The following is a 25,167-nucleotide window of genomic DNA, read 5'->3' on the forward strand; positions in this document are numbered from 1 at the left end:
ATCAGACCGAGGCTTCGCGCTCCAGCAAGTGGCAGAGCGCGGTCTTCAGCTTCATCGGCCGCACCGGCTTGTGCATCAGGGTGTGGCCAAGCTCGCGGACCTGCTGCTTGAGCTCGTTGCTGTAGTTGGCGGTGATCATCAGCGCCGGCAGCGGCGAGCCGCGCCGGGCGTTGATCGCGGCGACCGCGTCGACGCCGTTGCGCTGGTCGTCGAGGTGATAGTCGACGATCAGCAGGTCGGCCTCGGCATGGTAGTTGTCGACCTGTCGCGCCAGGTCTTCCTCCGACAGCGCCGTCACTACCCGGCAGCCCCAGGCTTCGAGCAACGTGCGCATGCCTGCGCAGATCGCCGCATCGTTGTCCAGCACCCACACCCGCGAACCACGCAGGCGCTCGCGCAGGTCGTCCGCGCTGGCCAGCGGCTCGGCGCGACTGCGCGGGGCATGGCGGGCCAGCGGTACCTCGATGGCGAAGCATGAGCCCTTGCCCGGCAGCGAGCCGACCCGGACCCGGTGGCCGAGCATGCGGGCGATCTTGTCGACGATCGCCAATCCCAGGCCGAGCCCGCGGTCCTGGTGACAACGCTGTGACTCGCCGCGCTTGAATTCCTGGAAAATCTCGCCGAGCTTGTCGGCGGCGATGCCCACCCCGGTGTCCCAGACCTCGATCGACAGGCGCTGCCGATGCCGGCGGCAACCCAGCAGCACGCGCCCTCGCGGGGTATAGCGGATGGCGTTGGAAAGCAGGTTGCGAAGGATTCGCGCGAGCAGTTGCTGGTCGCTGCGGACCAGCGCCCCGCAGGCCACGAAGTCCAGGCGTAGCCCTTCGCTGGCGGCTACCTGGCGGTACTCCGCGGCCAGGTTGCCGAGCAGTTCGCCAAGCTCGAACGGGGCGATGTCCGGGGTGATCACGCCGGCGTCCAGCTTGGAAATGTCCACCAGGGTGCCGAGCAGGTTCTCCACGTCCTCCAGCGAATGGCTGATGTTGTTCACCAGCGCCTCGTTATCCCGCGCCGCGCTGCCGCGCTCCTGCAAGGCGCTGGTGAACAGCCGCGCGGCGTTCAGCGGTTGCAGCAGGTCGTGGCTGACCGCCGCGAGGAACTTGGTCTTCGACAGGTTGGCCTGTTCCGCCTCGCGCTTGGCCTCGCGCAGGCGCGCCTCGACCTGGCTGCGCTCGTGGATCTCGCGCTTGAACTGGTCGTTGAGGGTGGTCAGCTCGGCGGTCCGCTCGCGCACCCGCTGTTCGAGGTTCTGGTAGGCCTGGTGCAGCGCCTCGGCGGTCCGCCGGCGCTCGGTGATATCCCGAATCAGCACGAACAGCCCGGCGACCCGGCCGTCGGCCTGGCGGTTCGGCACGTAGGAGCGCTGCATGTAGCGCTCCTCGCCGGACAACGCGGTCTCGGCGATCTCGAAGGTCACGCTTTCGCCGGCCAGGGCCCGCTCGAAGTACGGCTCCAGGCGCCGGCAGTGCTCGGCGCCATGCACGTCGCGCAGGCAGCGGCCGAGCATCGAGCCGCTGGGCCAGCGGTACCACTCCTCGTAGACCTTGTTGGTGAATTCGTAGACCAGTTCGTCGCTGAGATAGGCGATCAGCGCCGGCACCTGGTCGGTGATCAGGCGGATCCAGCGCTCGCTGGCACGCAACGCCTCGGCGTGGCGATAGCGTTCGGTGATGTCGGTGAAGGTGTTGACGAAGCCGCCGGTGGGCAGCGCATGGGTACGGATCTCCAGCACCCGGCCATCGAACAGGCGCTGCTCGCGGGCGCTCAGCGGACTCCCCTGGGAGTCCTGGCTGCGCGGCGTGAGCAACGGCAATTCGCTCTCCGCCATGACTTCGGCGAAGGCCCGGTGCCCGGCGATCGGGGCCAGCCCGCAGAGCTCCAGGAAGCGCCGGTTCCACAACTCCAGCACGCCGTCGGCACCGACCATCGCCACGCCCTGGGAGAGATTGTCCACCGCCCGCTGCAACAGGTGCGACTTCTGCGCCAGCGCCTGCTCGCGGCGCGCGGTCTCGCTGAGCTTGATCTCGGTGACGTCGCTGTAGAGCACCGCCAGCCCGCCGTCGCGGGTCGGTCGCTCGCTCATCCGCAGCCAGCGCTCGTCGCGCAGGCGGTACAGGGTCTGCTGGTCGCCGCCACGCTGCTCCTCGACGATCAGCCCGCCGCTACGCGCCAGCCGGTGCAGTTCGGCGCGACGCATGCCAGGACCGATCCGCGCCCGGCTGTCGATCCACAGCGCGCGGAAGCGCTCGTTGAACAACACGATGCGTTGCTGCGGATCGAACAGGACGAAGGCGTCGGAGATGCTTTCGATGGCGTCGAGCAGATGCTGGTGGGCGGTCTCGGCACGCAGGCGAGCGTCGCTGAGCAACTGGTTGCTGGCCTTCAGTTCGAGCATCGTCTGGCTCAGCGCGTCGGTGCGCTCGCGGACCTGCTCGGCCAGCACCACGGAATACTGGAAGGCGCCGTAGGCCTCGTCGCTCTGCGCGGCGCTCGACTCGATGCGTCCGATCAGCGCCTGGTTGATCCGCTGCAACTTGTGCCGCTCTTCTTCGAGGGCGACGACCCGCGCCTGCAGCTCAGCGACGGACACCTCCGCGGGGTCGGCCAATGGCGACCCCGGTGAAGGTCTGGTTGATATGCATGCCATTGAATTGCTCTCCGTAGGTGTTGAAGCCGATCACCTGCTGGCTGCGGAGAAACGCGGCGGTCGCTTGCGTGTCACCGCCGACCTCCAGCTCCAGGCGCCGCAGGAAGCAGTCGCAACCGATGGTCAGCAACGGCGGTCCGAGGCGCTCGTGGAGGCGGCGGAACTGCGCCTCCAGGTTGGGCAACAGCGGACCGGTGCTCATCGCCGTGAGAACGATGCCGTTCTCCACCGCACAGTAGAACGTCAGGCTCAGGTCCTCGTTGGCCTGCTGGATCGAGCGCACGTAATAGCGTTCGTCGACCCGCACCGCCAGCGGATGCGCGGAGAACAGGGCGAAATCCAGCGCCTGCGGTACCACCCCGACCAGCCGGGCGTATTCCAGCGCCGCCGGCTCGGCGTTGAGTTCGTGGACCCGCCGGCTGCCGCTGTCGGCGCGGGTCACCACCAACTTTTCGGCGCGCGGCACCACGTGATGGGTGGTGAAGACCTCGAAGTCCAGCCAGGTGTTGACCAGCACCACCACTGCCGCCCCGGTATGGAACTGGCCCTGGTGGTAGACATGGGTGTGGGTCAGGTGCCGGTCGTCGCCGGCCGAGCCACCGAAATGCGGGATCGCGCCGAGCGCCGCGCGAAGCGCGGCGAGCACCACCTCTTCGCGGCTGGACAGGCCGTCGAGCAAGGTCAGGGCGAAGCTGTGGTCCTTGATCGGCGCCAGGCCGCCGCGGCGACAGCCGGCCACCAGGGTCTCGACCATCTGCTGCGCGTCCAGCAGGCTGAAGCGCTCCATTTCGTCGATCAGCGCGCTGCTGATGGCGAAGCTGCGCACGTCGAAGCCCACCGCGCTGACGCAGCCGCGCCCGTAGCCCGCCGGAGTGATCTCGCCGGCTGTGGTGCAGCCGACCAGGTCGATGCCGCCGAAGTAGCGTTCGAGCATCTCGGCAAGGGCCGGCAGGTCGTATTCCGCGGAACAGAAGAACAGTACGAAGCCCAGGTGCGGATGGATAAGCTGGCGCGCCAGGTCCTGGGCCACCACTTCGACGTCGCGCGCGCTGGACATGCCCCTGCTGACCCCTTCCCCCTGCCCTTCGTACATGCCCGCTCCCCCGTCGTTCCGCCTCGCCAGCATTCTACGAAGGGCGCCGCCGCGGCCCCTATCCTACTTGGGTCGCGGCGGGGTCCTTCGAAAGTAGCGGTATCACCAGTTCAGTACGGCGCCGAGGGCCACGGTGTCGGTGTCCTCGTCGAGCGCGGCACCGTCGCGCCCCTCGATCCGGTAGCGGTTCAGCTCGGCGACCAGCTTGAGGTTGTCGTTGATCGTGCGGAAATAGGCGATGCCGCGACTCTCGTAGTCGGCCGCGGAACCCAGGCCGTTGCCGTCGTCGACGGTCTTGCCGTAGGACAGCGCCAGGCGGTTCTTGCCCCATGAATACGAGCCCTGCAGCAATGCGCCGCGGCTGTCCACCTCGCGCAGCGCGGCTTCGCCGGCGTTGTTGGTGAAGAAGGGATTGATGCCCTTGGCGGTGAACCCCGAACCGGTCACGGAGAAGCCGCCCATCTTCACCTGCAAGCCATAGCCGACCCCCTTGGAAGTCACGCTGTCGACGCTGTCGCTGGTGTTCTTCGAAGTCTGGTAGCCGCCGTTGATCCAGCTGTAGACCTGCGCCCCGGCCAGGTCGAACTGGTAGCTGACCTCGCTCTCGTAGCGCGGGTTGTCCTGGTAGGCCTTGTCGTCGAGGCCGTCGCTGGCATCTTTGTCGATCTGGTTGGAGTCGATCGGGTCGAGGATGCCCACGGCGATGCGCAGGCCGGGCAGCAGGTTGTTGTTGCGGTAGGTGATCTGCGAGGTGGGGAACGGATACGGATAGCCGGTGCCGATGTTGCCGAAGGAGACGCCCTTGCCGTCCACCAGGCCGAGGGTGTCGCTGGGGTTGCCGAAACCGGCCAGCAGTTCGTCGAGGAAGATGTTCGAGCGCGAGAACAGGCCGAAGTCCTTGCCGATCAGCACCTCGCCCCAGTCGCCGGCGACCGTGCCGTAGAACTGACGGACGTCGATGGCGGTATCGGTGCCGTCGGTCTCGCTGTCGTTGATGGTCACCCAGAAGGAAGCGCGACCACCGAGGCTCAGCTCGTCGACCTTCCTGCCGAAGTTGAAGCCGATGTAGTTCGGCAAGAATCCCATCTTCACCCGCGACTGGCGGCGATCGTAGGTCTCGCCCTGGCGGTCGACGTCGCTGTTGACGTAGAAGGCGTTGAAGTAGCCGTCGGTGGAAAAGGTGGTCTCGTCCTTGTCGTACAGCAGGATATCGGCGGCGGCCGGTTGCAGGCCGCCCAGGGCACCCAGCGAGGCCAGGGTCAGCGGCAGGATTCGGCGAACGGCGGTGTTGTTCTTGTTCATGGCGCACTCCGCGAGGTGAAACGACCGGGCCGGTCGTGGCGGAGCCGATTATCGAAACCGGGAAAGCCCTGCCATACGCTTCCTTGGGCCTGCTTCGACGCTTCTTCATGGTGGGCGTGGGTGCCGCTGCGCAAGGCGCGGGCAGCGCTCCTCCGGCGGTAGCGCAACCTTGGTCGCGGCGGGAGCGCCACCGAAGCAGCGCGGCTTTCGACCTAACGCCGCAGTAACGCCGGCAAGGCTGTCGTCGAGTTACCGCGTGGCTCGCTTCAGCGCCGGCTGGAAAGCACCCACCAGCCGCCGCGCGCCTCCAGCAACCGGGCCTGGGCCGCGAGCAGGTCGTCGCCGCTCAGGCCGAGGGCGGCCTCGGCGAGCAGCCGGGAGCGACCGGCGCCACCGCCAAGGTGCTCCGCCCAGGCGCGCCGTGCTCGCTCGGCGAAGCTACCCGGTGCTCGGCGCAGGTCGTCGGCGAGGGCTTCGCGCAGGCCGGCCAGGCGTCGCGCCGGCAGTTGCGCGAGCGCCTCGGCGGAGCGCTGGAGGAAGGTCTCCATATGCTCCAGCAGGCGTTCCGGGCAGGCACGCGGAGATTGCGCGGCGAACAGCAGGCCGCGCCGGGCGCCGACCTCGCGGAAGCCGCAGAACAACGCGTAGCCCAGTTGCAGCTCGTCGCGCAGGCGCCGCTGGAAGGCCGGTTCGTGCAGGCGCGCCAGCAAGCGCCAGGCCGCCTCCATCGGCACCTCCTGCGTGGGCAGCGGACAGAACAGCAGCAACGCCGACTCGCCGTCCACGGCCAGTTCGCGGCGATGCCGTCCGGGCCTCGGCGGCAGAGGCTCCAGGCGCTCGCCGGCAGCCTGGCCGGGCATCCATCGGGGATCTGGCATCGCGGCCTGCATGACCAAGGCGTCCCAGCGCGTCCGCCGCCAGTCGTCGACCTCCGCCAGCGGCTCGCCGAATACGCCGGGCAAGGCGTCCAGCAATTGCCGGATCGGCAGGCCAGTGGCGCTGCGGCGCCGCTCGGCGGAGGACAGACGCTCGCCGCTCGCGCGCCAGTCGGGCGGCGCCGCGAGGAGCCGGGCCAGGGCCGGGCGCACGGCGGCCTCGAGGCGATCGCGCGGACCGAGCAGGCTCAGCGACCAGTCCTCGCCGAGCGCCTCCAGGCCCATCTCCACCCCCCCCAGGCGTGCCTGGCCGCACAGCGGACGCAACGCCTGGCGCAGCGCCAGAAAGCGTGACCGTACGGGCACGCCGGGAAAGCGCCAGCGCAGGAACAGCGCGCCCTCGGCGGCGGCACTGGGCGGCAACGGCAGTTCGAAGCGCCAGGCATGCCGCTGCGCGGTCAGCGGCGGCGCTGCGGCAACCGGCGCCACACTCAGGCGGAAGCCCGCCGACCAGCGCGCTTCGGCGCCGTCGAGTTCGCTGTCCAGGTGCAGCCGCAGGCAACGGTCGGCGCGCAGCGCGTCCAGGCAGGCCGGGCGAATCTCCGCTGGCAGGCCAAGAACGCGCTGGCGTAGTCGCTCCAGCGGTGCAGTGGGCTCCGCCAGCAACGGCCGGCGCGCCGCCAGCAGGCTGGCGGCATCGTCGCGCAGGGCGCCCAGCCAGTCGAAAAAGGCCGCCTCCAGCGCCGCCGCCGCGCTGCCGTCGAACAGTTCGAAGGTCAACGCCAGGAGCGCCTGCCGCGCATCCCGGTGAACCACCCGCAGCGCCGCCGATTCGCCCAGGCCCTGTTCGCCGAGTGCTGCCAGCAACCCGCCCGGCGAGCGATCGCCGAGCAATTCGGCGAACGCCTGCAGGGTCTGTTCGTCGGCCTCCCGCAAAGCGTCGAGGGCAAAGCCCAGCACCAGCCGCGGCGGTCCCGGCAGGCGCAGCGCCAGCGCTTCGCCGGCGAAGGGCAGCAACGGCGGCGGCGGCGGACTCGCGCCTGGCGCGCGCCCCGGCAGGTCGGCGCAGGCACGCTGCGCCAGCCTCTCCAGCTCGTCCAGTGCCTGCGGCCCTTGCAGCCATAGCTGGCAATTGCCGGCGTGATAGTGGGCGGCATGGAATTCGCGCAGGGCCCGCTGGAACGCATCGTTCTCCAGGGCCAGGCTGTCGCGGCGCCCGGCAGCGAAACGCCGCAGGGGGTGTCCGGCGGGCAGGCCGAGGGCCAGCGCTGCGTCGATCAGGGTCTGCTCGTCGGCCGAGCGCGCCAGGTATTCGGCCTCGAGTACTTCGCGCTCGCGCCGTTGCGCATCGATGTCCAGCAAGGGGCGGGCGAGCATGTCGATCAGCCGTGCCAGACCGGCGCCAAGGTGCTCCGCCGTCACCTCGAAGAAATAGTCGGTGGTCCTGCCCCGGGTGCTGGCGTTGACCTGGCCGCCGCGCACCTGCAACCACGCCATCAGGCGCTCGTCGCCGGGAAACGCCGCGCCGCCGAGAAACGACAGGTGCTCGAGGAAGTGGGCCAGGCCGGGATGCGCGCTCGGCTCGTCGTGGCTGCCCGCCGCCACCCGCAGCCAGGCAGCGGCGCGCGATGCCGCCGGATCATGCGCCAGGTGCAGGCGCAGGCCGTTGGGCAGCACGCAGGCGCGGCTCCTGGGGTGGTGTTGGGCGTGGCGATCCATGGGCGTCCTCGCGGGTTCCGAGGCTGAACCTTACCCTTCCGCGAGGCGAAGGAAATAGTCCTTTCGCCGGGTCGTATCAGGAAGCCGGCGGCTCCTGGCCAGACGCTTCCTCGGAGTACAGCGCCCGTCCGCCGTCGGCCTTGAGCGCCTGCAGGACCTCGGGCGCACGGCACGGGGCGAACAGGTCGAGGCCGGGATCGTAGGCGCCGGTGCGCACTTCCAGCAGGCCGAGCATCGAGTGGAACAGGTTGTCCTGGGACAGCTCCTCGTTGCTGCGCTGGCGCAGGCAGCCACTGTCGAGGCCGAAGGCGCTCTGGTAGCCGGGCGAGAACCAGGCCAGCATGCCGACGTGCTTCTGCTGGTCCGGCGCCAGCAGGTAAGGCGTGCCATGCAGGTAGAGGTTGTACTCGCCGAGCGACTCGCCATGGTCGGAGAGGTAGAGCATGCCGGTATCGATGCGCTCTTCGTTCTTGCGCAGCAGGTCGATCAGGCTGGCCAGCACGTGGTCGGTGTACAGCAGGGTGTTGTCGTAGCCGTTGATGATGCTGTCCCGCGAGCAGGCGCTGAAGTCGTTGCTGGCGCAGACCGGGGTGAACTTCTCGTACTCTCTGGGATAGCGCTTGAAGTAGGCCGGGCCGTGGCTGCCCATCTGGTGCAGGACCAGCACGGTGTCCTGTTGCAGCCCGTCGATGAAGGCCTGCAAGTCACGCAGGAGGATCTCGTCATGGCACTCGCCGCCGTCGCACAGGGCCGGATCCTTGCTCTCGCTCAGGTCCTGGAAGGCGACGCGGTCGCAGGTGCCCTTGCAGCCGGACTGGTTGTCCCGCCACAGGACCCGCAGGCCTGCGCGCTGCAACACATCGAGAAGGCCTTCCTGGGTGCGCGCGCGAGCGTCGCTGTAGTCCGCGCGGCCCAGGTTGGAGAACATGCAGGGCACCGACACCGCGGTCTCGGTACCGCAGGAGTGCACGTTGGAGAAGTTGATCAGGCCCTCCTCGGCCTTCAGCCGCGGGTTGGTCTCGCGAGCGTAGCCGTTGAGGCCGAAGTTCTGTGCCCGCGCGCTCTCGCCCACCACCAGCACGGTCAGCGACTTGCGCGCATGGCCCTGCCACAGGGCGGCGCGCCGGGCATCGACGGCGATCGGCCGCAGCGGCTGGCTGGCGGCCTGGGCCTGGCCCTTGGCGTAGCCGATGGCGGCGCCGACCAGGTTGCTCGGGGTGACCTGCAGGCGCAGTTCCTTGTTGTTGCGGAACAGCGAGGACAGCCCCTGGTAATTGGCCAGCGCCACCCCGGCGAGCAGGGCCAGGCAGGCGAGCGCCACCAGCAGCTTGCTCAGCAGCTCGCGTGGCCACGGCCGGTAGCGCACCGGGGTGCGCCACAGCAGCCAGACCGGCAGCGCACCAAGCAACACCAGGTAGACGGCGAGCTTCGGCGAAAGCAGGTCGGCGACCTCGGCCGGGTTGGTCTGCATGACGTTGCGCAGCATGCCGACGTCCATCAGCACGCCGTACTGGGTCATGAAGTAGGTGGTACCGGCGGCCGCCAGGATCAGCAGGGTCAGCGCCGGCTTGAGCAGCCAGCGGAACGCCAGCAGGGTCAGCGCCAGGTTGAAGATCGCGGCGATCATCAGGCCGACCGCCAGCATCATGCCGAGGCCCTGCCAGCCCCCCGGGGTGATCGCCAGCAGGCGTTGCCACAGCGGCAGGTTGTAGAACAGCAGGAAGGCGAGGCTGACCAGCAGGGTCAGCAGTTCGGGACGGACGGCGCGGGCTTTCGACATGGGCACGGATCTTCACTGACTTCCGGGTTGCCGTGCGCAGCGTTGCCCCTGGCAGCACTCGACGACGGCGGCAGTCTGCTCGGCGATCCGTCAATCTTTCGTGAAGAATACCTACAGAAAACGTAACCCTCCGAAAGCGCCGCAACCCTTGTATTCCGGGGCTTTCAGCCGGATTGCAAAAAGTTCGCGGGAAGCTTTCCGGGAGCTCTCCGGGTTCGCCGGCATCCCCCCGCATGGCGCCGCCGATGCGGGCGGAAGACAGCAAGCGGCAAGGAACGCGGAGCGCTCCGGCGCCAGTGCCTACGGACTGTTCTGATTGCGACGTCGTTTTTCAACAAAAGGACAGCCAGACCAATGTCTATCCCGCGACCCCGGCATTTTCGTTAGCATGCCAAGCTTACGGCCCGGTTCCCACAAGGACGGCGGCCGCCTCCCCTGCTCGTCCCATCCAGATGAGTGCCGTTTCCCCTACCCCCCCGGGAAACCCTTCTGTGAATTTCCTCGAGCAGCGCGGTACCTCTCCAGCATGAACGCTTTGAAAGGCCGGGACATCCTGGCGCTTGGTTTTATGACCTTTGCCCTGTTCGTCGGGGCCGGCAACATCATCTTCCCGCCCATCGTCGGCTTGCAGTCCGGCCCCCATGTGTGGCTGGCGGCGCTGGGCTTCCTGATCACCGCGGTGGGGCTGCCGGTGATCACCGTGATCGCCCTGGCCAAGGTCGGCGGTTCGGTCGACGCCCTCAGCCATCCGATCGGCAGGTATGCCGGCGGCCTGCTGGCGGCGGTCTGCTACCTGGCGGTCGGCCCGCTGTTCGCCATTCCGCGCACCGCCACGGTGTCCTTCGAGGTCGGCGTGGTGCCGCTGCTCGGCGAAAGCGGCACGGCGCTGTTCGTCTACAGCCTGGCGTACTTCCTTCTGGCCCTGGCCATCTCCCTCTACCCCGGTCGCCTGCTGGACACCGTCGGACGCTTCCTCGCCCCGCTGAAGATCCTCGCCCTGGCGATTCTCGGCGTCGCCGCCTTCCTCTGGCCTGCCGGCCCGATCGGCACGGCCCAGCCGGAGTACACCCAGGCCGCGTTCTCCCAGGGTTTCGTCAACGGCTACCTGACCATGGACACCCTCGCCGCGCTGGTCTTCGGCATCGTCATCGTCAACGCCATCCGTTCCCGCGGCGTGCAGTCGCCGCGGCTGATCACCCGCTATGCCATCGTCGCCGGGCTGATCGCCGGTGTCGGCCTAGTGCTGGTCTACGTCAGCCTGTTCCGGCTCGGCGCCGGCAGCCATGCCATCGCCGCCGACGCCAGCAACGGCGCGGCGGTCCTGCATGCCTACGTGCAACATACCTTCGGCAGCCTCGGCAGCTCGTTCCTGGCGGGACTTATCGCGCTGGCCTGCCTGGTCACCGCGGTCGGCCTGACCTGCGCCTGCGCCGAGTACTTCTGCCAGCGCCTGCCGCTGTCCTACCGCAGCCTGGTGATCATCCTGGCAGGGTTCTCCTTCATCGTTTCCAACCTCGGCCTGACCAAGCTGATCCAGGTCTCGATCCCGGTGCTCACCGCGATCTATCCGCCGTGCATCGTGCTGGTGGCGCTGAGCTTCTGCATCGGCCTCTGGCATTCGGCGACGCGCATCCTCGCCCCGGTGATGCTGGTTTCCCTGGCGTTCGGCGTGCTCGATGCCCTGAAGGCGGCGGGCCTGGGCCAGGACTTCCCGCAATGGCTGCTGCACCTGCCGCTGGCCGAACAGGGCCTGGCCTGGTTGATCCCCTCGGTCGCCACTCTCGCCGCCTGCAGCCTGGTCGACCGCCTGCTGGGCAAGCCTGCGCAAGTCGCCGCCTGAGCAGGCCCCAGCGGCCTGCCGCTTGTTCTCCCGGCCGAGCGCGGGACATGCCGGCGGGCGGCGCCAATCGCGTCGTCCACCCCACGGCCCGGCTGGCGCCGCCGGCAGCGCTTCTTCCCGCGTTCAGCCGAACGAATAAGCACTATCGAGCAGGATGATTTCTAGCGCAGCGGCGCGGTTGTTAGCCTTTCGACCATTCCCCCAGGAAAGCGAATCCAGGAGCCGGTCATGGCCAAGGCACTCATCAGCGTACTGTTGTTCTCCCTCGCCCTCGCCGGCTGCGCCAGCGACTACAACCCCTCTCGCCCGTACAGCAGCGACGAGGTCAGGCAACTGGCGCTGGAGGACCTGGCCCGGCGCAGCCTGTCGTTCGAGGAATACCAGGCCAAGCGTCAGGCAATTCTCGAGGAAAAACCGCAAACCGCCGTCAGCCAGTCCAACGCCGCCCTACGCAGTACCGCCATCTGAGGCCTCGTCGAACGGCCAAGAGAAAGCCCCGCGATGCGGGGCTTCTTCGTATTCGGGGCTGGGCGGTCAGCCGCAGGACAGGCGCTTGATCACCAGCGTGTCGTCGACATCGATGTTCAGCCGGCGCGGGTTGTAGTCCATGGTCACCGCATCGTGCGGGCGCAGCGCCCGGGCGACTTCCGCTCCGGCGGCGCGGCGGGCCTCCTCGACGATGGCCGCGGAAGCCTGCTTGCCGACATAGGCCTGCACCGCGTTGGCGTCGCAACGGCCATCCGCTGCCGGGGTGGCCGCGGGCGCGCTGGCGCTGCCGGTGGCTACGCTGGCGCCTTCGGTGGACGGGCCGTCGCCGTTGCTGCTGCAACCGGCGAGCAGGACCGCGAGAACGAGTGCACTGGAAAACTGCTTCAAAGGCATACCGCCTCCTCTGATCTTCTGGGATCGCCACCTTACCAGTGGCATGGGTTTCCTGGCGAAACTGCAATCCGCGCTGACAAATTCGCCAGCTTCAGTCGCCGCTCAGGCGCTGCAGTTCGCGACGCACCATGGCCGCGTATTCCGGCGGACGCAGGAGGTAGAGCTGGCCCGCGACCCAGTCCAGCCAGCGGCCGCCCTGTTCGGCGCGGGCGTCGAGCAGGCGCCGCGCCTCTTCCTCCGCCCGTTGCCGGTGCTGCCGATGGAATGCCTGGCGCTTCGACAGACCGGAGGCATCTCCGGTTCGATCGTCGGGAGTGTCGGTCATGGCTCTCTTCGCAACCTGCTGCACAAGTCGGACATTCTAACCGCGGAACGCCGTTGCCGTTCGCGGCAAGCGCTTGCCTCCGCCCCGCCCTGCGCCATGCGCCGAGCCCTCTGGCGCGGGGTTCGGCGACCTGGCACGGCCCTTGCGACGGAGCGGCGGTCATTCATTTCCATGGAAGCAGGTCATGAACAGCATAGGTCCCGCCAGCCTTTCCGGCTGGTCTGCGCGTTACCTGAACAACCAGCGGCAAGCCAACACCGAGATCGGCAACGGCGATCTGCTGAAAGCGCGCCCCGCCCTCGGCACGCCATTGCGCAACGAGGCCGTCGATCCCGCCACGGAGTCCGCCCGCCAGGCCATGGACGAGGGTTTTGCGAAGCTGAACCTGACACTGAAGCAGAACCAGGCGAATGCCCCTGCCGGCGCCAGCGAAGGCAAGTCGGCCTATGACGAGTTCAAGGAGTACATGCAGAAATCGCCTGCCGAGCGGATGCGCGAGCAGGTCCTGAAGAGCCTCGGCCTGACCGAGGAGGAACTGGACGCGATGCCGCCGGAGAAACGCGAACAGGTGGAGAAAGGCATCGGCGAACGCATGCGCGAGATGATCGCCATGCAGAACGGCCAGGCGCCGGGACGGCAAGAGGACCCGACGCAGGCCCGCGCGACGCTGAACGCCTGGATCTGAGCCAGGCGCGCGCCAGTCTCTCAGCGCTGCCGGGCGACGACGCGCTTGGCGTAGCTGGCGCGCTCCATCTCGCGCACTTCGACGCTGACCTGCACGCCCTCCTCGCCGCCGCCCGCCACCGCTCCGGCGAGCACCTCGCAGAGCGACTCGCCCAGCGCCTGGCGGGTCGCCGCGTCGCGCCCGTCGAGGATCGACAGGCAGGCATGCAGGTAGGCGCGCTCGGCCGCCGCGGTTCCCTGCCGGTAGGCCTCCAGGGTAACGAAGCGCGACTTGATGTCCGCCTCGCCGAATTGCCCGGAAGCGAACAGCGCGGCATTGGCCTGCTCCAGCAGTTCGCCGGGGGACGTTTCGAGGCGGAGGTTGGCAGTGGCTTCGATGACGAGATGCGGCATGCTGGCGGGCCTTGCGGGGAATGGGGAGCGGGATTCTAGCGGCTCGACGAGCGATGCGACAGCCGGCCTGCGCCTGCGTGGCTCAGATCAACCCGGCGGCCGCGAAAACCCGCGCGTAGATGGCGCGGATCAGCGGCTCCTTGCACCGGTTGTAGTCCGCCACCCGTTGCTCGCCGCGCTTGGCGGCTGGCCGTCGACCCAGGGATTTTCCAGCGGGTCGCTGTCGTGATGACGGACAATATCGGCGGCACCGGGCATGGGCATTCCCTCCGGCGGGATCGTTCAGCGCGTCTCGCAGGCCTGCCGCTGGCCTTTGGCCGGCGTGTACAGGTAGCCGGGCGTGTCGCCCGCCTGGCGGTACAGGACCGAACCGTCGCTATAGGAAATCGCGCTCAGCGCCTGGCCATCGGCGAGGCTGCGGACATCGCCGCCCAGCGACTGGACGCTGCTGCCGTCGGGCAGCTTTAGACTGGCGAAACCGTCGATCACCTCGAGTTTGCCGAAGTCTCCACAGTGCAACGCCAGCGGCCCGGAAGCGGCCTTTCCGTCCGACGATGAATCCCCGCAACCGCCCAGCAGCGACAGAACCAACAACGCGGGGAGAACAGCGGGCTTCATCGGGGAGTCCTTTGCGGATGAGCGGAAGACGGGACTCTACCACCTGCCGGGCGGCGGGAAAAACCGCTTCGGCGTACGCTGTCATGCAACGGCAGGCGCACCTGTGAGACAATTCGCCGAATGCCAGGCATCACACCCCGCCTTCATCGCGCTACAGCCACGTCATGACGCTGGCTGCGGCACTCCACGAATGCCCGCAGGATCGCCCCATGCTCCAGATGGAGCGCAGCGGAAAGCCGAGACCGGTAGCAGACCGGTATCGCCATGGTCCAGGCGTGCGTAAGTCCTCTATAGGTAAAGAAGTTGATCTCCACCGCGAATATCACCATGCAGTTCGGCGCCAAGCCGCTGTTCGAGAACGTTTCCGTCAAGTTCGGCAACGGCAACCGCTACGGCCTGATCGGCGCCAACGGTTGCGGCAAGTCGACCTTCATGAAGATCCTCGGCAACGACCTGGAGCCGAGCGCCGGCCAGGTCATGCTGGAACCCAACGTGCGCCTGGGCAAGCTGCGCCAGGACCAGTTCGCCTACGAGGACTTCAGCGTCATCGATACGGTGATCATGGGCCACGAGGAACTCTGGGCGGTGAAGGCCGAACGCGACCGCATCTACTCCCTGCCGGAAATGAGCGAGGCAGATGGCATGGCGGTGGCCGAGCTGGAAGTCCAGTTCGCCGAGTTCGACGGCTACACCGCCGAGTCCCGCGCCGGCGAGCTGCTGCTCGGCCTGGGCATCCCGCTGGAGCAGCACTTCGGCCCGATGAGCGCCGTCGCTCCCGGCTGGAAGCTGCGCGTACTGCTGGCCCAGGCGCTGTTCTCGGACCCGGACGTGCTGCTGCTCGACGAACCGACCAACCACCTGGACATCAACACCATCCGCTGGCTGGAAGGCGTGCTCACCGCGCGCAACAGCACCATGATCATCATTTCCCACGATCGCCACTTCCTGAACAGCGTCTGCACCCACATGGCCGACCTGGACTACGGCGAGCTGCGCCTGTTCCCGGGCAACTACGACGAGTACATGACCGCCGCCGAACAGGCCCGCGAGCGCCTGCTGTCGGACAACGCCAAGAAGAAGGCGCAGATCGCCGAGCTGCAATCCTTCGTCAGCCGCTTCTCGGCCAACGCCTCCAAGGCCAAGCAGGCCACCAGCCGCGCCCGGCAGATCGACAAGATCCAGTTGGAAGAGGTCAAGCCGTCCAGCCGGGTCAGCCCGTTCATCCGCTTCGAGCAATACAAGAAGCTGCACCGCCAGGCGGTGACCGTGGAAAACATCAGCAAGGGCTATGACGGCAAGCCGCTGTTCAAGGGCCTGAGCCTGCAGGTCGAGGCCGGCGAGCGCGTCGCCATCATCGGCCCCAACGGCATCGGCAAGACCACCCTGTTGCGCTGCCTGGTCGGCGACCTGCCGGTGGACGGCGGCGAGGTGAAATGGACCGACAGCGCCGACGTCGGCTATTTCGCCCAGGACCATGCCGACGACTTCGCCGACGACATGAGCCTGTTCGACTGGATGGCCCAGTGGACCCAGGGCGGCGAACAACTGGTGCGCGGCACCCTCGGCCGCATGCTGTTCTCCAACGACGAGATCAAGAAGTCGGTGAAAGTGATCTCCGGCGGCGAGCAGGGCCGCATGCTGTTCGGCCGGCTGATCCTCAAGCGCCCCAACGTGCTGGTGATGGACGAGCCGACCAACCACCTGGACATGGAGTCCATCGAGGCGCTGAACCTGGCGCTGGACAACTATCCGGGCACGCTGATCTTCGTCAGCCACGACCGCGAATTCGTTTCCTCACTGGCTACCCGCATCATCGAGCTGGGCGAGAACGGCGTGACCGACTTCAGCGGCAGCTATGACGACTACCTGCGCAGCCAGGGCGTGATCGTCTGAGTCCCCGTCGCGCAACGCAAAAGCCCCGCATCCGCGGGGCTTTTTCATTCCGGCATGGACGCGCAGGGCCTATGGGGAGCGCGACTCAGTCGACGTAGCCGGCCATCATCGCCGCGCGGGTCGCCAGGCGCTGGCCCTCGGCGATCTTCTCGCGCTGTTCGGCGGTCAGCTCGCGGGGCGGGTGGTCCTTGATGTAGGCAGCCACGTTCACCCCGATGTAGACGATCAGGGCGGCGGCGATCAGGACGTTCTTCGGATTGATGTCCGAGCGCCGCTTGCAGGCTTCGCAGATGCCGTTCTCGACGAGACGGGTCGCTCGGGCGCCGCAGTTGCGGCAGTAACACGCGCTCACAGGCCGGTTCCTTGTGCTTGTAATTGTCCGGCCAATCTACACGCAGCGCGCCGCTGCGCACAACGCGAAAACCCCGCCGAAGCGGGGTTTTCCGATGACGCGGGGATCAGGCCGCGGCGAACTGCCCGGCGATCTGCCGGCGGGCGGCGGCGATGGCCTGGGCGCGGGGCTCCTCGCCATAGGCCAGGCCTTCGGCGCGAACCACTTCGATATCGGTGATGCCGAAGAAACCCAGCACGGTGCGCAGGTAGCCTTCGTGGGCCGCGCCGGTCGGCTGGCCGGCATGCACGCCACCGGCGGTGGAGACGATCACCACTTTCTTGTCGCCGGCCAGGCCAACCGGGCCGTTCTCGGTGTAGCGGAAGGTCTTGCCGGCGACCGCGATGCGATCGATCCAGGCCTTGAGCTGGCTGGAGATGGTGAAGTTGTACATCGGCGCGCCGATTACCACGACGTCGGCGGCGAGGAACTCTTCCAGCACTTCTTCACCCACCGCGACTTCATGCTTCAGCGCGGCATCGCGCAGCTCCGCCGGGGTGCTGCCGGCGGCCAGGGTCAGGGCGGAGAAATGCGCCACCGCGTCGGCGGCCAGGTCGCGGTAGGTGACGTCAAGCCCGTCTTCGTTCTGCCGCCAGGCCTGGACCAGCTCGGCGCTCAGTTGGCGGGAAGCGGAGGCGTCGCCGAGGATGCTGGAATCGATATGCAAAAGTTTCATGTCTCGCTCCTGAAAGTGGGGGATCGCAGTGTGGCGATCGAGTGGTTTGCATCCTACCGGCAAGGCCAATCGACGATTAGTCGGTAGAAACATGACTATTCGTCCCACACATAGGACAATCTGTTTTTCCCCCCAGCGGAGCGCCTGCATGCCCCACGACCTCAACGACCTCTACTACTTCGCCAAGGTGGTGGAATGCGGCGGCTTCGCCGCGGCCGGACGCGAGACGGGGATTCCCAAGTCGCGCCTGTCGCGGCGCATCGCCGAGCTGGAGGAGCGCCTTCAGGTGCGCCTGCTGCACCGCACGACACGCAAGCTGGCGCTCACGGAGGTCGGCGAACGCTACCTGCAGCACTGCCGCAACCTGCTGCTGGAAGCGGAGATGGCCGAACAGGTGATCGCCGAGCTGAGCGTCGAGCCGCGTGGCCGGCTGCGCCTTTCCGCACCGGTGGCCATGGCTTCGAGCAACCTGGCCGACCTGTTGCCGCGGTTTCTCGAACGACACCCGCAGGTCCAGCTGGAAATCCTCCTGACCAACCGCCGGGTCGACCTGCTCAACGAGGGGGTGGACGTGGCACTGCGCGTGCGCGAACTCGGCGACGAGGACCCTGCGCTGGTCTGCCGGCGCCTGGCTCCGGCGACCACGCAGATCCTCGCCGCCCCGTCGCTGATCGCCGGGCGTCGCCTGGAACATCCGGAAGACCTCGAAGACCTGCCCTTCCTCGGCGCTATTCATAACGACCGCAAGGTCCACGCGACCCTGATCGGGCCGGATGGCAGCCGCTACCAGTTGGAACGCGAACCGCGCCTGGGCGTCGACGACTTCGTCCTGCGCAAGAAAGCCGCCGTGGCCGGCCTCGGCGTCACCCTGCTGCCCGAAGGCTACTGCGACAGGGAACTGGCCGATGGCAGCCTGGTGCGCATCCTGCCGCAGTGGACCTTGCCGAAAAGCACCATGCAGGCCGCCTACCTGCCGCGCAGCAGCCAGATTCCGGCGATCCGTGCTTTGATCGACTTTCTCGTGGAAGCCCTGCAACGCCCCTCGGGCGAGACCGGCCCGGCCTACCGCCGCGCCCGCGAGTGAGCCGCGCCGTTCAGCCGATCCGCTGCAACAGCGCGGCGGACAGGCGCCCGCCGAGCAGGCTGTCGAGCCAGAACAGCTGGTGCAGCAGGACGATGCCCCAGAACACCAGTTGGAACGAGAGCTTGCGGGTCTTGTGGCGGAATACCTGCTGCGCGACCAGCGCGCCAGGCCAGCCGCCGAGCAGCTCGAACAGGTGCAGGCGGACCTCCGGGGTACGCCAGTCGCCGCGTGCGGCGCTGCGCTTGTCCCGCCAGTAGAGGGCGAATGCGAGCAGGCTGGCCAGCGGATAGGCCAGCAGCGGCCAGAGGGCCTGTCCGTCCAGGTACATCCGCCAGGCGCCAGCGGCCGGCAGCACGCAGAGGATCAGCAGGACCAGCAGCTTCGCCAACGGGCGCTGCAACGCGCTCGGCGGAGTCGGCGCCGGCCGTGCCTGGGCCCGCGTCACCGGCGCCTGGGCGCCACGGCGGACAGTCGGCGGATCGATGGTCAGCGCGTCCAGCCGCGCCCTCTCGGCGCGCAGGCGGCCCTGGGCATCCTGGCTGGCGAGAAACCACACCTGGTCGCCCTGGCGGGGACGGCGGTCGCCGCGGAACGCGGAGATATGCAGGAAGACTTCTTCCCCGCCGGTCTTCGGCAGGATGAAGCCGAAGCCCTTGTCGTCATACCAGCGGCTGATCATGCCCGGCTTTTCCATATCCACATCCACTCGCTCGCTACCCGTTTCGCGCTGCATTCTAGCCACCCGCGGCGGCCAGACGAAAAAAGGCGCGGCTCGCGCCGCGCCTCTTGCCTGTTCCCGGGCCTCACACCTCGCCGGCGGTGCTCCAGTCGATCAGGTGGAATTGCCAGGTCGCCAGGATCAGCAGGCCGAAGGCGATCCGATACCAGGCGAAAGCCGCGTAGCTGTGGTTGCCGATGAACTTCAGCAAGGCACGCACCGCCAGCATGGCGAAGACGAACGAGGTGACGAAGCCGACGGCGAACACCGGCAGGTCCTCGGGGCGGAACAGGTCGCGGTACACGTATCCGGAATAGACCGCCGCGCCGACCATGGTCGGCATCGCCAGGAAGAACGAGAACTCGGTGGCCGCCTTGCGCGAAAGGCCGAACAGCAGGCCGCCGATGATGGTCGCGCCGGACCGCGAGGTGCCGGGGATCATCGCCAGGCACTGGGCACAGCCGATCTTCAGGGCGTCCTTCCAGGTCATGTCGTCGACGTGTTCGGCGCGGATCACATGCTTCCGGCGCTCGGCCCAGAGCATGACCACCCCGCCCACCACCAGCGCCAGGGCGACGGTGATCGGATTGAACAGCCACTCGTGGATCAGGTCGGCGAACAGGACGCCGAGGACTACCGCCGGGAAGAACGCGATCAGCAGGTTGGCGGTGAAACGCTGGGCCTGGCGCTGGCTCGGCAGGTCACGGACGACTTGAAAGATCTTTCCCCGAAATTCCCAGACGACAGCGAGGATCGCCGCCAGCTGGATGATGATGTTGAACGCCTTGGCGCGTTCGCCGCCGAAGCCGATGAGGTCGGCGACGATGATCTGGTGCCCGGTGCTGGAAATCGGCAGGAACTCGGTCAGCCCCTCCACGACGCCCAGGATGAACGCCTGGAAAGCAGTCCACCACTCCATGTTTCTCCCCCTTCTACTACTGTCCCGAACGAGCTTTCGTTGTTCTCGGCGATACACTCGCCGTCTTTTATGAAGGCCTTACGACTCCGAAGAACCCGACCAGTTCCCCCACTGCCGAAGTCGAAACCGGCGGGCATGCTACCAGAGCGGCCGGCCAGGAATCTTGGAATTCTTGCCAGCCGGCGTCTGAACAAATCTGTCCGCGCCCGTCCCCTCCGCCCTGGTCTTCGCGAAGCGCCGGATACATTCGCTACAATGCGTCCTCGTCGCATGAGGGCCTTCCGTGTCACCCCTTGAACTCTTCGCCGCTTCGCTCGGCGCCATCGCCGTCTACCTGACCGTCCGCCAGAATCCCTGGTGCTGGCCCATCGGACTGGTGATGGTGGCGCTCTACGCCTGGATATTCTTCGAGGTGAAGCTTTATTCGGACATGCTCCTGCAAATGGTCTACGCGGCGCTACAGCTCTATGGCTGGTGGCAGTGGACCCGCGGCGGGCAGGACCACGACGGCCGCTCGGTGAGCCGCCTGAACGCCGCGCAGCGCCTCTACGGGCTCGGTGCGGGCCTGGTCGGCAGCGTCGCGCTCGGTTACCTGATGGCCAACCACACCGATGCCGCCAGTCCCTGGTGGGACGCCGGATTGACCGCCTTCAGCCTGGTGGCGCAATGCTGGATGGCGCAGAAGCGCCTGGAATGCTGGGCCCTGTGGATCGCCGTGGACGTGCTGTTCGTGGCGCTCTTCGCCAGCAAGGCGCTGTACCTGACCGCCGCCCTCTACGCCCTCTTCACCCTGCTGGCGATCCACGGCTGGCGGACCTGGCGCCGCGACCCGGCATTGCGCGAGGGCGTCGCCGCATGAAGGTGCTGGTACTCACCGGGCCCGAATCCAGCGGCAAGAGCTGGCTTGCGGAGCAGCTCCAGGCCCGCTTCGGCGGCCGGGTGGTCGGCGAGTACGTCCGCCACTTCATCGACGAACAGCGCCGCGACACCTGCTACGCCGACATCCCCGCCATCGCCCGCGGGCAACTGGCCTGGGAGGACGCCGCTCGCGCAGAACGGCCGGCGCTGCTGATCCTCGATACCCACCTGCTGAGCAACATCCTCTGGAGCCGGATTCTCTTCGGCGACTGTCCGGACTGGCTCGAACCCGCCCTGCTGCGGCGGCGCTACGACCTGCACCTGCTGCTCTCGCCGGAAGGCGTAGCCTGGAGCGCCGACGGCCAGCGCTGCCAGCCGGAACTGGCGCAGCGCCAGGCCTTCCACCGCGAATGCCAAGCCTGGCTGGAGCGCCATCGGCAGCCCTACCGCGCCATCGCCGGCGACTGGGCCGAGCGCCGGCGCCAGGCTTTCGCCGCAGTGCAAGGGCTGCTCCGGGACGGCTGACGGGCCGGCCCTGTCACGCCGCCGATACACCGCCAGCGCGGTCCGGGCCTTGGCGCAGAGCGTTTCGCGACGGCGCCGCGGAAAGCTGTCTCGGCGCTGAAACAGCTCCAGGCGCGTCCCCGGCAGGCTTCGCCCCCTGGTTGGCGGGCCTGCTGTTGCACGGATGCAACACTGTCCGCCAGGTTCCCCCGGCGCTCACCTCCAAGCCCTTGATGGACAAGGAAAACGCAAAACCGGCACGCCCCATGCTCGCTCCCTGCCAACGCTGATTAGGGCTCAGCGCCAACGAAGGAAGCGCCATCATGTCGGGGAGTTCGCTACGCATCGTCGTTCCAGCGCTGCTGGTCATCGTCGGCTCCGTGCCGGTGAGCCTCCCCGCGCATGCGGCGGACGGTACGATCGTCGTCCAGCGCCAGGTCCAGCCACGGGTCGCCTACCGTCCGAGCATGGTGCCCGACCCACATCCCACCGTCGTCGACACCAACGTCTCCGCCGAGGTCAACGCCCTCGCCAACGGGGCGGCCAGCGGCAATACCGTGAGCCGCGAACTGGGCGATGCCGACTTCGCCATCGTGACCAGCGGTTCCGGGATTCGCAGCATGATTCTCCCCGGTGGCGCCCTGCCGGGTTTCGCCAACCAGCCGGCGAACCCGGCGACAGTCCAGGCCGTCGGTAACGTCGGCACCACCCACGGCGCGGGAGGCGGCGCCGGCGCCGGCCTCGCCGGGCAGATCAACGGCAGCCTCAAGCAGGGCCTGGCGCCGCTGCAGATGCTCGGGGGTGGACAATGAAGCGCCTGTCCGCCCTCCTCCTCGCCTTCGCCTGTATCGCGTCGCTCCAGGCCGACCCGCTGGCCTCACGCAATCGCGCCAGCATCGATGCCAGCGGCACCTACCGCGGCAACTTCGCCCTCAACCAGGCCGCCGGCGACGCCCAGCAACAGAGCAACGTTCGTGTCGTCGCGGTCGGCTCCGCGGCCCTCGTCGGCAGCGACCAGCGCCAGCATCTGCAACTCGACGCCAGCCAGCCGATCGCGGCCAGCGCCAGCATCTCGGGGGCGGCGCTACGCGGCAGCGGCATCCTCGGCGTCAACCAGGGCGCCGGCCTCGGCAACCAACAGATCAACGCCTTCCGGCTGAGCGTCAGCAACGGCCCGGAAAGCCTGGATGACAGCGTTCTCGCGCAAAGCGTGGCGCTGACCAAAGTCTCCGGTTCGGCCACTCCGGTCCCGGGAGGACGCAGCGTCTCGACGGACGATCGCGCCTTCGCCGGGAGCAGCGGCGTGGTGCAGGTGAACCAGAGCGCTGGGGTGGGCAATCAGTCGATGAACACCCTCAGCGTCAGGGTCATGGAATGACTCTGCCAAGCCAACACAAGCCCAACACTAAGCACAGAAATGCAAGGAGAAACGCCATGAAAGCGACTATGGTCCTGACCCCGCTGGCCCTGGCAATGGCTGCAGTGCTGTCGGTATCGGCCTACGCCGGAAACGAAGGTGGCTGGCACCCGCCGAAACCCAACCCGCAGTCGAACAACAAGGGCGGAGCCACGGCCCTGGTGGTGGATACGCAGCAGAACTACAACAACAAGGTCAGCAACTTCGGCACGGTGAACAATGCCTCGGTGAGCGGCTCGATCAAGGATGCCTCGGGCAACGTCGGGGTCAACGTCGCCGCCGGCGACAACAACCAGCAGGCCAACGCCGCCGCGCTGGCCAGCGCCGACGCCAGCTTCGTGTTCGGCACCGCGACCGCCAGCACCAGCGTGCTGCAGAGCGGCTACGGCAATACGCTGAACAACTACTCCAACCCCAACACCGCATCGCTGAGCAACTCGGCCAACAACGTCTCGGGCAACCTGGGCGTGAACGTCGCCGCCGGCAACTTCAACCAGCAGAAGAACGACCTGGCCGCCGCCGTCTCCAACGGCCAGTACAGCACTGCCGGTAGCGCCGCGTCGCAGACCTCCACCGGCAACACCACCGTCAACAGCGCCAACTACGCCTATGGCGGCACCTACGTGTCGCTGAAGCTGAACGCCGACGGCAGCTACAAGGGCACCTCCGACCAGATCGGCGACGTCTACCTCGACACCTGGGAAGGCCAGACCCATCCGGGCGGCAGCAATACCGGCCACATCGACGTGGACAGCCAGGCCCAGGGCGCCAAGGACCTGAACCACGACGGCGGCGCGTTCGCCTTCAAGGAAAAGGGCGACGTCGACCTGAAAGGCACGGTGTCCGGCTTCATCCCGGCGATCGTCGGCTTCAAGACCCCGGTCACCAACAACGCCAGCCTGAGCAACTCGTTGCAGAACGTCTCGGGCAACGTCGGGGTGAACATCGCCGCCGGTGGCGGCAACCAGCAGAGCAACTCCCTGTCCATCGCCGCCGGTTGCAGCAGCTGCCCGGCCGGTGGCGAGAGCCTTGGCTTCTGATCCTGGCCCAGGGGTTCCGGCGCCAGCCGGAACCCTTTTCCATCCGACACAGGAACCGGCCATGCGCACGCTCATCCTTTCCCTGCTGCTGCTCGTCGACCTCACCGCCCAGGCGGCGACCCTCGGCTTTCCCGCCCTGCCCGGCGGCGGCCTGGTCTACAAGCAGGTGCAGAGCATCCGCGAGCGGCGCTTCGCCGACCTGGTCGAGCAGAAGACCGATTTCAGCTGCGGCGCCGCGGCCCTCGCGACCATCCTGGAGAAGGCCTACGGCGCCCCGCTCGACGAGCAGGCGGTGATCCAGGGCATGCTCGCCCACGCCGACCCGGAGATCGTCCGCACCCAGGGCTTCTCCATGCTCGACATGAAGCGCTACGTCGAATCCATGGGCATGCGCGCGCGCGGCTACCGGATCGAGGCGGCGCAACTGGAGCAACTGAAGATCCCCGCCATCGTGCTGATGGAAATCCGCGGCTACAAGCACTTCGTCGTCCTGCAACGCACCCAGGGCGAGTACGTGTACGTGGGTGACCCGGCGCTGGGGCACAAACGCTACGCGCTGACAGAGTTCGCCAAGGGCTGGAACGGCATCGTCTTCGCCGTGATCGGCCAGGGATACGACCGCGGCAATCCGCTGCTGACGCCGCCCGAGCCGCTGACCGCGCGCAATCGCCTGGACCGCTTCAAACCGGTCAGGGACGCCGAACTGATGGAATTCGGCTTCATCCAGAGCGATTTCTTCTGATCGCAGGAGCCGGATGCTCCGGGAGCACGCCATGTACACGCACCACTGCTTCGTCCTCGCCTGCTGCCTCGGCGCTGCGCTGCCCGCCCCCGCCAGCGACCTGTTCGCCCCCGCCGAACTGAGCGACCAGGAGCTTTCCCATCTGCGCGGGCGCTATGTGCTGCCGGGGCGGATCGTCAGCTTCGGAGTGACCATGAGCAGCACCTGGCAGAACGCCAGCGGCCAGGTCCTCGGCGCGCGCGTCGACCTGCAGGTGCGGCAGAACCTGGCGCGCCCGGTCCTCAACGTCACCCTGGTCGATCGGCCAGGCGACGCCCCACCACCCGCCGCCGGCAACGGCCAGGTCCTCGGCGGCGCCGGACTGGCACAGACCCAAGGGGTCAGCCAGAGCATCCGCACCGCCGGCGACCACAACAGCGCCAGCAATGGCGTCAGCATCGAGGTCCGCCACGGCGACGCGCCGCCGCCACTGCCGGGCGGCACGCCGCTGGAAGGTGCGCTCGCCCTCAGCGGCGAGGCCGGCACGGTGAAGGTCACGCCGAACGGCGGCGCCCTGCAACTGGCGATCCAGGCCAGCGGCCAGGGCGCCAGCCTGCAAAGCCTCGGCGCCGGCGGCCTGGTGCAGAGCGTGGCGCTCAGCGGAAACCGCAACCTGGTGCAGAACCTGGCGGCGCTCGAGGTGATGCTCAAGGACCGGCCGGGCGCCGATCCGGCACTGAATTGCGCCTGGGAGCAATTGCGCGCGCTGCGCCCCAGCGGCTACTGAA

At 67.9% G+C, this 25,167-nt stretch carries 25 protein-coding genes; 12 read left to right on the plus strand and 13 right to left on the minus strand.

Going from position 1 to position 25,167, the window contains the following annotated elements:
• Window position 1: 1 nt before the first annotated feature.
• The 5 genes from nahK to LE197_RS11350 all read right to left on the minus strand — a co-directional run bounded on the left by nahK (window position 2) and on the right by LE197_RS11350 (window position 9,416).
• On the minus strand, window positions 2-2,647 hold the full coding sequence (gene nahK, locus LE197_RS11330) for a hybrid sensor histidine kinase/response regulator NahK/ErcS' (RefSeq protein WP_003119141.1): 2,646 nt from the start codon (window positions 2,645-2,647) through the stop codon (window positions 2-4).
• Window positions 2,577-3,740: a nitric oxide-sensing protein NosP gene (nosP, locus tag LE197_RS11335; RefSeq protein WP_226034030.1), complete on the minus strand. Its 1,164-nt coding sequence runs from the start codon at window positions 3,738-3,740 to the stop codon at window positions 2,577-2,579. Before nosP ends, nahK begins: the two co-directional genes overlap by 71 nt.
• A 102-nt stretch (window positions 3,741-3,842) precedes the next feature.
• A complete protein-coding gene (locus tag LE197_RS11340; protein ID WP_023086329.1) occupies window positions 3,843-5,042 on the minus strand; it encodes a porin in 1,200 nt (399 codons plus the stop codon).
• 266 nt (window positions 5,043-5,308) lie between these two features.
• Entirely contained in the window at window positions 5,309-7,636 is a 2,328-nt protein-coding gene (gene pqqF, locus LE197_RS11345; protein ID WP_042173153.1) for a pyrroloquinoline quinone biosynthesis protein PqqF, read from the minus strand.
• Between the two features lie 76 nt (window positions 7,637-7,712).
• Window positions 7,713-9,416 (minus strand): phosphoethanolamine transferase, encoded by a 1,704-nt coding sequence (locus LE197_RS11350; protein ID WP_009876318.1) that lies wholly within the window; start codon window positions 9,414-9,416, stop codon window positions 7,713-7,715.
• A gap of 526 nt (window positions 9,417-9,942) precedes the next feature.
• Between LE197_RS11350 and brnQ the strand changes: the two genes are divergently transcribed.
• Together brnQ and LE197_RS11360 are read left to right on the plus strand one after the other, a co-directional pair.
• On the plus strand, window positions 9,943-11,256 hold the full coding sequence (brnQ, locus tag LE197_RS11355) for a branched-chain amino acid transport system II carrier protein (RefSeq protein WP_003113469.1): 1,314 nt from the start codon (window positions 9,943-9,945) through the stop codon (window positions 11,254-11,256).
• A 228-nt stretch (window positions 11,257-11,484) separates the two neighbouring features.
• Complete coding sequence (locus LE197_RS11360; protein WP_003088496.1) at window positions 11,485-11,724, plus strand: hypothetical protein; 240 nt, start codon at window positions 11,485-11,487, stop codon at window positions 11,722-11,724.
• A 66-nt stretch (window positions 11,725-11,790) separates the two neighbouring features.
• Here the strand turns inward: LE197_RS11360 and LE197_RS11365 are convergent, their stop codons facing one another.
• Both LE197_RS11365 and LE197_RS11370 read right to left on the minus strand, forming a co-directional pair.
• Window positions 11,791-12,138, minus strand: coding sequence for an I78 family peptidase inhibitor (locus LE197_RS11365; RefSeq protein WP_023089886.1), 348 nt, complete (start codon window positions 12,136-12,138; stop codon window positions 11,791-11,793).
• Window positions 12,139-12,229: 91 nt separating this feature from the next.
• Window positions 12,230-12,463 (minus strand): hypothetical protein, encoded by a 234-nt coding sequence (locus tag LE197_RS11370; RefSeq protein ID WP_003111311.1) that lies wholly within the window; start codon window positions 12,461-12,463, stop codon window positions 12,230-12,232.
• Window positions 12,464-12,647: 184 nt separating this feature from the next.
• Between LE197_RS11370 and LE197_RS11375 the strand changes: the two genes are divergently transcribed.
• Window positions 12,648-13,148 carry a hypothetical protein gene (locus tag LE197_RS11375; protein ID WP_023109181.1) on the plus strand — a complete coding sequence of 167 codons (501 nt, stop codon included), beginning with the start codon at window positions 12,648-12,650 and terminating at the stop codon, window positions 13,146-13,148.
• Between the two features lie 20 nt (window positions 13,149-13,168).
• Here the strand turns inward: LE197_RS11375 and LE197_RS11380 are convergent, their stop codons facing one another.
• Window positions 13,169-13,540: a 5-carboxymethyl-2-hydroxymuconate Delta-isomerase gene (locus LE197_RS11380; protein ID WP_003119149.1), complete on the minus strand. Its 372-nt coding sequence runs from the start codon at window positions 13,538-13,540 to the stop codon at window positions 13,169-13,171.
• 282 nt (window positions 13,541-13,822) lie between these two features.
• On the minus strand, window positions 13,823-14,158 hold the full coding sequence (locus tag LE197_RS11385) for a hypothetical protein (protein WP_003119150.1): 336 nt from the start codon (window positions 14,156-14,158) through the stop codon (window positions 13,823-13,825).
• A gap of 303 nt (window positions 14,159-14,461) precedes the next feature.
• Between LE197_RS11385 and LE197_RS11390 the strand changes: the two genes are divergently transcribed.
• Window positions 14,462-16,051 (plus strand): ABC-F family ATPase, encoded by a 1,590-nt coding sequence (locus tag LE197_RS11390; protein ID WP_003111315.1) that lies wholly within the window; start codon window positions 14,462-14,464, stop codon window positions 16,049-16,051.
• Between the two features lie 85 nt (window positions 16,052-16,136).
• Here the strand turns inward: LE197_RS11390 and LE197_RS11395 are convergent, their stop codons facing one another.
• The gene (locus LE197_RS11395; RefSeq protein ID WP_003088334.1) at window positions 16,137-16,403 is read right to left on the minus strand and encodes a hypothetical protein; all 267 of its coding nucleotides are present in this window, start codon (window positions 16,401-16,403) and stop codon (window positions 16,137-16,139) included.
• 106 nt (window positions 16,404-16,509) lie between these two features.
• Window positions 16,510-17,118, minus strand: coding sequence for an FMN-dependent NADH-azoreductase AzoR2 (gene azoR2 / locus LE197_RS11400; RefSeq protein ID WP_003088332.1), 609 nt, complete (start codon window positions 17,116-17,118; stop codon window positions 16,510-16,512).
• A 148-nt stretch (window positions 17,119-17,266) separates the two neighbouring features.
• Here azoR2 and LE197_RS11405 point away from each other — a divergent pair, with 148 nt between their 5' ends.
• Window positions 17,267-18,202 carry a LysR substrate-binding domain-containing protein gene (locus tag LE197_RS11405; protein WP_003119152.1) on the plus strand — a complete coding sequence of 312 codons (936 nt, stop codon included), beginning with the start codon at window positions 17,267-17,269 and terminating at the stop codon, window positions 18,200-18,202.
• Between the two features lie 10 nt (window positions 18,203-18,212).
• On the opposite strand, the gene LE197_RS11410 is transcribed toward LE197_RS11405, so the two are convergent.
• A complete protein-coding gene (locus tag LE197_RS11410) occupies window positions 18,213-18,935 on the minus strand; it encodes a DUF1294 domain-containing protein (RefSeq protein WP_003119153.1) in 723 nt (240 codons plus the stop codon).
• Between the two features lie 70 nt (window positions 18,936-19,005).
• Window positions 19,006-19,839, minus strand: coding sequence for an undecaprenyl-diphosphate phosphatase (locus tag LE197_RS11415; RefSeq protein WP_003113476.1), 834 nt, complete (start codon window positions 19,837-19,839; stop codon window positions 19,006-19,008).
• Between the two features lie 283 nt (window positions 19,840-20,122).
• Between LE197_RS11415 and pnuC the strand changes: the two genes are divergently transcribed.
• The 7 genes from pnuC (at window position 20,123) to LE197_RS11450 (ending at window position 25,166) form a co-directional block, all read left to right on the plus strand.
• Window positions 20,123-20,698 carry a nicotinamide riboside transporter PnuC gene (gene pnuC, locus LE197_RS11420; RefSeq protein WP_003088324.1) on the plus strand — a complete coding sequence of 192 codons (576 nt, stop codon included), beginning with the start codon at window positions 20,123-20,125 and terminating at the stop codon, window positions 20,696-20,698.
• Complete coding sequence (locus tag LE197_RS11425) at window positions 20,695-21,222, plus strand: AAA family ATPase (RefSeq protein WP_003158870.1); 528 nt, start codon at window positions 20,695-20,697, stop codon at window positions 21,220-21,222. Before pnuC ends, LE197_RS11425 begins: the two co-directional genes overlap by 4 nt.
• A gap of 302 nt (window positions 21,223-21,524) precedes the next feature.
• On the plus strand, window positions 21,525-22,013 hold the full coding sequence (locus LE197_RS11430) for a hypothetical protein (protein ID WP_009876312.1): 489 nt from the start codon (window positions 21,525-21,527) through the stop codon (window positions 22,011-22,013).
• Window positions 22,010-22,579, plus strand: a complete 570-nt coding sequence (locus LE197_RS11435) for a hypothetical protein (RefSeq protein WP_003111321.1) — start codon at window positions 22,010-22,012, stop codon at window positions 22,577-22,579. Before LE197_RS11430 ends, LE197_RS11435 begins: the two co-directional genes overlap by 4 nt.
• A gap of 56 nt (window positions 22,580-22,635) precedes the next feature.
• The gene (locus LE197_RS11440; protein ID WP_003121980.1) at window positions 22,636-23,658 is read left to right on the plus strand and encodes a hypothetical protein; all 1,023 of its coding nucleotides are present in this window, start codon (window positions 22,636-22,638) and stop codon (window positions 23,656-23,658) included.
• A 61-nt stretch (window positions 23,659-23,719) separates the two neighbouring features.
• Window positions 23,720-24,400, plus strand: a complete 681-nt coding sequence (locus LE197_RS11445) for a C39 family peptidase (protein WP_003117395.1) — start codon at window positions 23,720-23,722, stop codon at window positions 24,398-24,400.
• A gap of 13 nt (window positions 24,401-24,413) precedes the next feature.
• Window positions 24,414-25,166: a hypothetical protein gene (locus LE197_RS11450; protein WP_003144431.1), complete on the plus strand. Its 753-nt coding sequence runs from the start codon at window positions 24,414-24,416 to the stop codon at window positions 25,164-25,166.
• The last annotated feature ends 1 nt before the right edge of the window (window position 25,167 follow it).

The organism is Pseudomonas sp. PS1(2021) (assembly GCF_020405165.1).
In the GTDB taxonomy this organism is placed as follows: domain Bacteria; phylum Pseudomonadota; class Gammaproteobacteria; order Pseudomonadales; family Pseudomonadaceae; genus Pseudomonas; species Pseudomonas aeruginosa.